The following is an 8,795-nucleotide window of genomic DNA, read 5'->3' as shown; positions in this document are numbered from 1 at the left end:
GAAGTATTAAATATAGAAGTAGCAGTAAGAAGATTCCTAATTGAAATCATCTTACTGCTATTACTTTGAGAAATTTTATTCTAGTCTACTAAGAAAAGTCTATAAATTTTATAAAACTATCGTGTTTTCTTTTTCATGAATCATCTCAACGATGTCATTATTTTCATTTAAAACAGCTACTTTAGGTGCATGCGTTTTAATCTCTTCTTCGTTTAATTGTGCATATGTCATAATAATCACAACGTCTCCAACTTCAACTAATCTTGAAGCTGCTCCGTTTAAACAAATCTTGCCGCTTCCTCTTTCACCTGCAATGACATATGTTTCAAATCTAGCGCCATTATTATTGTTTACTATTGCTACCTTTTCATTAGGTAGAATATCCACTGCCTCTAAAATGTCAGTATCTATCGTAATACTTCCTACATAATTTAAATTCGACTCCGTAACTCTTGCTCTATGAATTTTAGAATTCATCATCGTTCTAATCAATGCTTTTCATCTCCAATTATTATATTATCTATTAAGCGCGCTTTTGAAAATTTCACCGCTAATGAAATAAATATTTGCTCATTAATCCATTCCCGTTGGATTAATTCAGGGTAACTATAAATAGCTACTTCGTCTACATGTCCACTCGTATGATCATTTAAATAAGAAATGATACTTTGAATGATGACGTCACTTTGTCGTTCGCCTTTATCGTACAATTCACGTGCAAGTTGCAAACTTTTACTCAAATGTACAGCTTCACTACGTTCCTCATTTGTTAAATAAACGTTTCGTGAACTTTTAGCTAAACCATCGTCTTCTCTTACAATATCCACACCTACAATTTCAATAGAATGGTTGAAATCTTTAACCATCTTTTCAATAATTGCAAGTTGTTGGGCATCTTTTTTCCCAAAATAAGCAAAGTCAGGACGTACAATATTAAATAATTTATTTACAACTGTAACCACGCCTTCGAAATGACCTGGGCGTTGCGCCCCTTCAAGCACTTCAGCCAAACGGCCTACTTTCAAAGTGATATCTAATTGATCTGGATACATCTCTTCAACACTCGGATAAAAAACATAATCAACATCTATCGCTTCTACAGCCGCAACATCTTGATCAATTTGACGTGGATAAGCATCAAAGTCCTCATTGGGTCCAAATTGTAATGGGTTAACAAAGACGCTAATCACTGTCACATCGTTATCTTCTACTGACATACGCATCATTTTCAAATGGCCTTCATGTAATGCTCCCATTGTTGGCACAAATCCTATTGTCTGTCCTTGTTGATGATATGACTTAACGATGTTTTGCATTTCTTTAATAGTAGTAACGACTTTAGTCATTGGTTTCAACCTCGTCCATAATCTTTTTCTTGTATGTGTGTTGTTCTGATGGGAATGTTCCATTTTTAACTTCATCATTATATTGTTTCAAACCTTCAATACCTATTGAAAAGTCAGCAAACTGTTTAACAAATTTAGCTTGGCGATCCACACCATAATTCAACATATCGTGATATACCAATACTTGTCCGTCTGTGTCTTTACCGGCACCAATACCAATCACTGGTATAGTAAGTTTCTCACTAATCACTTGAGCTAAGTCACTTGGAATTGCCTCTAAAACGAGTAATACTGCGCCTGCTTCTTCCATTGCCTTGGCATCTTCAATTAACTGAATAGCTGCTTCTTTCGTGCCACCTTGTAATTTGTAGCCCATCACACCGACACTTTGAGGAGTTAGTCCTAAATGAGAAACGATTGGAATACCCATATGTGTCGCCTTTTGAATGAAAGAAACAAGATGTGCGCCTTCCACTTTTAGTGCATTCGCTTGCGTTTCTTGGTACAAACGTAAAGCATGCTTTAAGTCGTCTTCATCACTTAAACCTACAGTCCCAATAGGCATGTCAACAACTACAAATGTGTCAGGTGCGCCTCGTCTCACGGCCTTACCGTGATGAATCATATCTTCAATTGTGACTTGAACTGTACTTTCATAACCTAAAACGGTCATGCCAAGTGAATCTCCAACTAATATCATATCGATGTCAGCTTGCTGTGCTTGCTTTGCACTCGGAAAATCATAAGCTGTAACCATAGATAATTTCATTTGCTCGTGTTTCATCTTCATTAATTGACTTAATGTTTTCAATTCATTTCATCCTTTATTTCCTTTATTATTAGCAATAGTATAATGAATTGTACCAAGAAAGGAAAGAATTATCTCATGACAATTGCTATCATAGGTCCTGGCGCTGTTGGAACAACGATTGCTGCCGAATTAAAAGCGATTTTGCCTGAAACGAAACTCATTGGTCGTCGAAAGCAATCGATGACTTATTACCCGGAAAATACTTCTAAAGCGATAACCATTGATGTTAGTTCTTACGATAACATGAATCAAACATTCGATGTCATTATCATTGCTGTTAAAACACATCAACTCGGCGCTGTAATTAATCAATTAAAAGCACTCGCACATCCAAATACTTTAATTATTTTAGCGCAAAATGGATACGGACAAGTGCAACGTATTCCATACCAACATGTTCATCAAGCAGTCGTCTACATTAGTGGTCAAAAAGTAGCAAATCAGGTTACACATTTTCGAGATTATCGTCTTCACGTCCAAGATACGCCAAAAACACGGGAATTAAAAACACTACTTTCTTCTACTAAAATTGAACTTATTTTAGAAAATAATATCGAACATAAAATTTGGTATAAATTACTAGTTAATCTAGGTATTAATTCAATCACTGCGATTGGTCATCAAACTGCTAAAATTTTACAATTGCCAGAAATGAGTCAACTTTGTCGCAACATTCTTGAAGATGGTCTTAAAGTTGCTCAGTCTGAGGGTATTCATTTTCCAAAGCAAACGGTTGATGACATCATGGCAATTTATAAAGGTTATCCAGACGAGATGGGAACAAGCATGTATTATGACGTCATGAATCAACAACCTTTGGAAGTCGAGGCGATTCAAGGATATATTTATGAACGTGCCCGTTATCATCAACTAGAAACACCCTATCTCGACTCAGTTTATATATTCTTAAAGTCCTATCATCGTCAATTCACACAACCAGAAAGTGAATAAATAGTTATCAAAGCATAAAAAAATCCCAAAGGCGTTATTGATACGTCTTTGGGAATCGAAATATTATTCAGCTTCTCTGATTTCATCTGCAACATCTTTATAGTCGATATGCGCTTCTGTAAATGATTTCGCATTCACAGGGAAATGTTGTTCAAATGTTTCAAAGTTTTGGATTTCGACTTTAACATCGTCTACTTCAAAGTCTAGTACATGACCACCATAGTCACGTTCATCACTCGCAAAGTGAATATGGAAACCTGCGGAACCCACACCATGGAATAATTCAGGGGTAAAGAAGCCTACAATTGCACCTTTAATGTCTTCTCTCGTTTCTTCAGGTTGTCTACGTGCTGAGTCAATTAAACGCGTATACGGAGGTTCTTGTGCAGGCATCATACGTACGTGCATTTTCTTAAATTTTCCTGAGATTTTCACTGCAGAAAACATATTTTCGCTTACCATTTGTTCTTTAATTTCCTCAAATATCGCATCTTGGTCTTTATTCGAAGATTGGAATTGGTTATCCGCTTTAAACTGTGTCACAGTGGCATATGGTGTCATTTCATCTCCATTTAACTCAATAAATTCCTTATGTTCATTTGCATGATACGCTTTACCATCTATAAAGATGACCTCACCATTTGAACCAGTAAGCGTGCCAATACCTAAATCTCCATGTTCTAGTAACTCATTGACAGAGGCTGTTCCCTCTAATAAACCTGCCATTAATGTGCCTAACGTGCCGTGTTGATATAATACATTAGTCATTATTCATTTCACTCCTATTAATATTCACTCGTTCTTACACTTTAAGAAACGCAATCTAAAGATTTAAACTTTCTCTTTAGAATGCGTTCTTTTATTTTTGAAAATGATAGTACTATCACATACGTTGTCGAATTAATTTAAAGCATTCGGTAACATGTTTGTAGATAATTTCATATTATCTTCATAGTTCACTGGAATATCGATGACTACGGGACCATCTGTTTCATAACCTTCTTTAATCGCCGCTTCTAATTCTTCTTGATTATAAACACGTAATCCTTTAGCTCCAAATGCTTCAGCATATTTAACGTAATCAACTGGACCAAACTCTACGCCTGAAGAACGTTTATATTTCATTTCTTCTTGGAACTCAACCATGTTGTAGCGTCCATCATTCCAAATTAATTGAATGATATTTAAGTTTTTACGTACCGCTGTTTCTAAATCTTGGGCTGAGAACAAGAAACCACCGTCACCAGCTACTGAAACGACTTGTGTATTTGGACGAACAAGCGCTGCTGAAATAGCCCAAGGAAGTGCAACACCTAATGTTTGCATACCATTACTAAATAATAAATGTCTTGGATTATAGCTTCTAAATTTACGTGCCATCCAAATGTAATGACTTCCTACGTCAACAGTCACTGTTGTATCATCGCTTAATACCTTTTGCATCGTTTCAATAATTTCAATTGGATGCATCACACCATCTTTGTGTGTAGCTTTAATACCCGTTGCTTCAATGATTTCAGCTCTTAATTTTTCAAGTTCATCTAAATGGTCTTGATTGATGAATGGTTCATCTACATGATTAGAGATTAATTCAATTGTTCCAGCAATATTTCCAATTAATTCTTTAACTGGTTGCATATAATTAGTAATTTCTGCTTGTGCTTCATCGATATTAATAATCTTAGTGTCTAATTCTTTGTTCCAATTACTTGCTTCATATTCGATTGGATCATAACCAATTGTAACGACTAAATCACTTTTTCTTAATAATTCGTCACCAACTTGGTTTCTGAAAAGACCTACACGTCCGAAGAAATGATTTTCTAATTCTCGACTAATGACACCTGCACCTTGGAATGTTTCAACGACAGGGAGATTTGTTTTTTCAACTAAAAGACGTATAGCTTCCGTTTCTGCTTGGCTTGAACTTCTCATTCCAGCTAAAAGAACTGGGAATTTTGCATTTTTGATTTTATCAATGACTATTTGAACATCTTTTTCAGTTGGTACACCGAGTTGAGGTTGCTGACAAAGCGAAATTGCTTGCGCTTCAACTGGTGCAGAGATAACGTCTTGCGGAATACTAATAAAACTTGCTCCATTTTTGCCTGACGTTGCTGTGCGCATGGCATTTGTCATAACTTCTGATAATGATTCTGGGTCTTGAACTTCTGCGCTGTATTTCGTAGTTGATCTTAATAATGATGCATTATCAATACTTTGGTGAGTTAAGCGTAATAAATCATTACGTTTAACTTGACCACCAATTGCTAACACTGGATCACCTTCAGATGTAGCAGTGAGTAAACCAGTTGTTAAATTACTAACTCCAGGGCCACTTGTTACAAGTGTTACTCCCGGTTTACCTGTTAAGCGTCCGATACCTTGTGCCATCATTGCTGCGTTTTGTTCATGACGTGTAACAATCAATTCTGGACCATCATCTTCTAATGCGTCAAATAAGTAATCTATTTTAGCTCCCGGAATACCGAATACGTATTCAACTCCATTATTTTTTAAAGTATCAATTACCATATCTGCTGCTGAATATTGTTTGTCAGCCATTTATTTTCATATCCTTTCAAAAATTTAATTTCCTAGCTATCCTCTTTTAATTTTAAAACCTTTACACTAAATGCTTAATTGATTCATATGTTTCTTCTAATGTGCTCACTGATTGATCGAATAATTGTTTTTCATCATCACTTAAAGGTGTTTCATATACTTTAATTGCCCCATTTTGATTAATAAGTGTTGGAACTCCTAAATAAACCCCTTTATGTCCATATTCCCCATTTAATTGACTTGACACAGTTAAAACACTATTTTCATTATTTAATAATGCTTTAGAGATTCGTAAAAGTGCTAAAGCAATACCGTAATAAGTAGAGCCTTTAGCTTGGATAATGTCGTAAGCTGCATCTCTTGTATTAACGTATAATTCTTCAGCTTTTGCTTCACTGCCTGTTTGTTCTTTTAAAGTATCAAATACTGAAATACCTGCAACATTAGCTTGTGACCATACAGCTAATTCAGAATCACCATGTTCACCAATAATGCTTGCATGAACGCTAGAAGGTACAACATTTAACTCTTGGCTAATAAGATATCTAAATCTAGCACTATCTAATACTGTTCCTGAACCAATGACGCGTTCTGCTGGTAAACCAGTCACTTCTTTAACATAACGTGTTAAGATATCTACAGGATTCGCTGCGATTAAGAAGAAGCCATCGAAACCACTATCCATCACGCTTGAAACGATACTTTTCATGATTTTTGTATTTTTTTCGACGAGTTGTAAGCGTGTTTCCCCTGGCTTTTGTGGCGCACCAGCTGTAATAACAACTAAATCTGCATCTTTACAATCGCTGTATTCTCCCGCTTTGACTGTAACAGGTGATGCACTATAAAGCGCGCCGTGATTTAAATCTTTCACGTCAGCTTCCACTTTATCTTTCGCAATATCAATGATGACAAATTCATCTGCTATACCTTGTGTGACCATTGCAAACGCATAGCTAGAACCTACTGATCCATCACCAATTAATACTACTTTTTTACTAAATTTTTTCATTTTAACGAACTCCTTCGAAATAAAGTTACACAATGATGTGCTTAGTTTTATTTTTATAATATTTTCATTAAAATAACTAGAATTTTAATTCTACTTCTTTATATATTCGTCATTTCAGTGACAAATTTGTTACAATTTATACAAAATATAGTATTTAGTGACCAACTTCATTACATTTACAATTATAGTACACAACGAAGTATTAATAAAATACATAATAACGATTATTACTATTCTTAAAAGGAATGGTTCATCTATAGAAAAACGTAATCAGTCATATTACATTACGTGTTTAAACAGTGAGGTAACAACATAAAATAAGCTCCTAAAACGAAGTATTCATTCACTACATTTTAGGAGCTTTGTATTTTGGAATTTATTATCCAGTTTATATTAAGTCTATGATTAATAACTCAAACAGATTAAACGTATTCTATTTAATAGGCTCAAGTTGTGATATAAAATCAATCCATTGGCGCGTAACAAAATTCAGGTATGCATCCTTTCTCCAAATCGCACCTAGATGCCAAGAGAGCTCTACATTTTCTAACTGTATAGACGTAACATTATCCCCCATTAAATGTACTAAACTTTCTGGTACGATACTGATACCTATACCTTGTTGAATCATATTGGCAATAAAACTGATTTGTGAGATGTTTGCCACCGTTTTAGGGTAAAAGCCTATGCGTTTACAATTTTCGATAATCTGGTCTTTTAAATAATAATCATCATGGAAGAGTACGAATTCTTCATCTTTCAGTTCAGCTAAGTCGACCTTTTTCAAATGTGCAAGGTGATGATCATTACTTACCACAAGTAGTAATTCCTCATTGTATAAAGGAATTGAATGGAATAGCGTGTGATCTACTGGTAAAGTAGTGATTCCGATATCTACTTCGTCATTGGCAGTTAAATTCTCAACTATTTTACCTCCGCCTTCAATCACTTCATACGTCACATTCGGATATAACTTATGAAACTGGTTGAGGGCATTCGTAAACATTTGCACATTCATCATAGGTGACAGACCTATTTTAATGTGACCTTTTTGAACATTCACCACATCATTCATTTCTAATGAAAGCTTTTCAAATAATGCTAAAAATTCTAAACTGTTATCATAAAATGTTTGCCCAATGTCAGTGAGTTTAATTTGTTTCTGAGAACGGTCGAATAAAGTAATATCGTATTCATTTTCAATGTTCTTGATCGCTTTACTTATCGTTGATTGAGCAATATATAAATGTTCAGATGCTTGTGTCATTCCACCTTGGCGAACAACTTCTACGAAATATTTTATTTGTTTAATTTCCATTTATTCTCATCCTTATGCAAATTAATATTACTGTATATTACGTTCTCTGCGATAAATGAGGAAGCTATAAAATATTAAGACACCCAGTAAAATGATTGCAGCAATTAATTATGGTATAGATTCCCATAAATTTTTGAAGTAACGCAGATACAATTGCCCCCACAACAAAACTTATTACTATTCTAATGTAAAGTAACGATTTACTCAATTGTACTTTATCTTTATTTATCATATATTCACTTAATGCGACAACGCCTTTTTTTAAATTACCAGTTGAAAAGGTATTTGCATAACCTTCGCCTTCGATTTTACTGAAAGCGGTAGTTAGCATGGCCATACTAAATGCGAGTGGCGGAATAATAAATAAATTAGATACTGTACTCGGAGTGAAACCAACAACGATACTACTAATTGTGATTGGTAGTAACGCGATTAAACGCCAATATCTTGTCGCAATCTTAGCATGTATCAATGAAACAAACATGACGCCAATCATAAAGGAGAGTACTGAAATAATTTTTAAAAGACCACCATTAAGGTTATGATGTGACACTTCAGAAGCTAAAAAGATGATATTACCTGTTTGTCCAGCCGCTAAAGTTCCACCTCGTTCTAAAAAGGTATAGGCATCTACATATCCACCAACAAACGTCAATGCAATTGCTATTTCTTTAAATTGATAAATGTTTTGAGTGAGATATTTATCTAGTGAAATGTCTACCCACCTCTTTTCAATTTTCTTCAAAATTATCATACACCTTTTAAATGCTAATTGTTAATTTATTAGTTTTA

General features: G+C 34.6%; 9 protein-coding genes. 1 reads left to right on the top strand and 8 read right to left on the bottom strand.

What is annotated here, in order from left to right; translation table 11 throughout:
• Positions 1–108: 108 nt before the first annotated feature.
• Genes panD through panB form a run of 3 tightly spaced genes read right to left on the bottom strand, consistent with a single transcriptional unit; the run spans position 109 to position 2,157 of the window.
• Positions 109–492, bottom strand: a complete 384-nt coding sequence (gene panD / locus HMPREF3264_RS01415; protein ID WP_070871682.1) for an aspartate 1-decarboxylase — start codon at positions 490–492, stop codon at positions 109–111.
• A complete protein-coding gene (panC, locus tag HMPREF3264_RS01410) occupies positions 489–1,346 on the bottom strand; it encodes a pantoate--beta-alanine ligase (protein WP_070871681.1) in 858 nt (285 codons plus the stop codon). Before panC ends, panD begins: the two co-directional genes overlap by 4 nt.
• A complete protein-coding gene (gene panB, locus HMPREF3264_RS01405) occupies positions 1,339–2,157 on the bottom strand; it encodes a 3-methyl-2-oxobutanoate hydroxymethyltransferase (RefSeq protein ID WP_070871680.1) in 819 nt (272 codons plus the stop codon). The genes panC and panB overlap by 8 nt, the downstream gene beginning before the upstream one ends.
• Before the next feature lie 75 nt (positions 2,158–2,232).
• Here panB and HMPREF3264_RS01400 point away from each other — a divergent pair, with 75 nt between their 5' ends.
• Entirely contained in the window at positions 2,233–3,108 is an 876-nt protein-coding gene (locus tag HMPREF3264_RS01400; protein WP_070871679.1) for an oxidoreductase, read from the top strand.
• Positions 3,109–3,171: 63 nt separating this feature from the next.
• Here HMPREF3264_RS01400 and budA read toward each other — a convergent pair whose 3' ends face one another.
• The 5 genes from budA to HMPREF3264_RS01375 all read right to left on the bottom strand — a co-directional run bounded on the left by budA (position 3,172) and on the right by HMPREF3264_RS01375 (position 8,748).
• Positions 3,172–3,876 (bottom strand): acetolactate decarboxylase, encoded by a 705-nt coding sequence (budA, locus tag HMPREF3264_RS01395; protein ID WP_002444431.1) that lies wholly within the window; start codon positions 3,874–3,876, stop codon positions 3,172–3,174.
• 132 nt (positions 3,877–4,008) lie between these two features.
• Positions 4,009–5,673: an acetolactate synthase AlsS gene (alsS, locus tag HMPREF3264_RS01390; protein ID WP_070871678.1), complete on the bottom strand. Its 1,665-nt coding sequence runs from the start codon at positions 5,671–5,673 to the stop codon at positions 4,009–4,011.
• A 61-nt stretch (positions 5,674–5,734) separates the two neighbouring features.
• Positions 5,735–6,685: an L-lactate dehydrogenase gene (locus tag HMPREF3264_RS01385; protein ID WP_070871677.1), complete on the bottom strand. Its 951-nt coding sequence runs from the start codon at positions 6,683–6,685 to the stop codon at positions 5,735–5,737.
• Between the two features lie 433 nt (positions 6,686–7,118).
• Complete coding sequence (locus tag HMPREF3264_RS01380) at positions 7,119–8,003, bottom strand: cidABC operon transcriptional activator CidR (protein ID WP_002444436.1); 885 nt, start codon at positions 8,001–8,003, stop codon at positions 7,119–7,121.
• A 64-nt stretch (positions 8,004–8,067) separates the two neighbouring features.
• The gene (locus HMPREF3264_RS01375) at positions 8,068–8,748 is read right to left on the bottom strand and encodes a YoaK family protein (RefSeq protein WP_256323948.1); all 681 of its coding nucleotides are present in this window, start codon (positions 8,746–8,748) and stop codon (positions 8,068–8,070) included.
• Between the last annotated feature and the right edge of the window lie 47 nt (positions 8,749–8,795).

This window comes from Staphylococcus sp. HMSC62A08 (genome assembly GCF_001839105.1).
GTDB lineage: Bacteria > Bacillota > Bacilli > Staphylococcales > Staphylococcaceae > Staphylococcus > Staphylococcus caprae.
Note: the sequence above shows the minus strand (reverse complement) of the source record. Positions and strands in the feature narration are given on the sequence as shown.

Coding starts and splice junctions, on each gene's coding strand:
- HMPREF3264_RS01380 (WP_002444436.1), bottom strand. CDS start 8,003: ATGGAAATTAAACAAATAAAATATTTCGTAGAAGTTGTTCGCCAAGGT.
- HMPREF3264_RS01400 (WP_070871679.1), top strand. CDS start 2,233: ATGACAATTGCTATCATAGGTCCTGGCGCTGTTGGAACAACGATTGCT.
- budA (WP_002444431.1), bottom strand. CDS start 3,876: ATGACTAATGTATTATATCAACACGGCACGTTAGGCACATTAATGGCA.
- alsS (WP_070871678.1), bottom strand. CDS start 5,673: ATGGCTGACAAACAATATTCAGCAGCAGATATGGTAATTGATACTTTA.
- HMPREF3264_RS01385 (WP_070871677.1), bottom strand. CDS start 6,685: ATGAAAAAATTTAGTAAAAAAGTAGTATTAATTGGTGATGGATCAGTA.
- panC (WP_070871681.1), bottom strand. CDS start 1,346: ATGACTAAAGTCGTTACTACTATTAAAGAAATGCAAAACATCGTTAAG.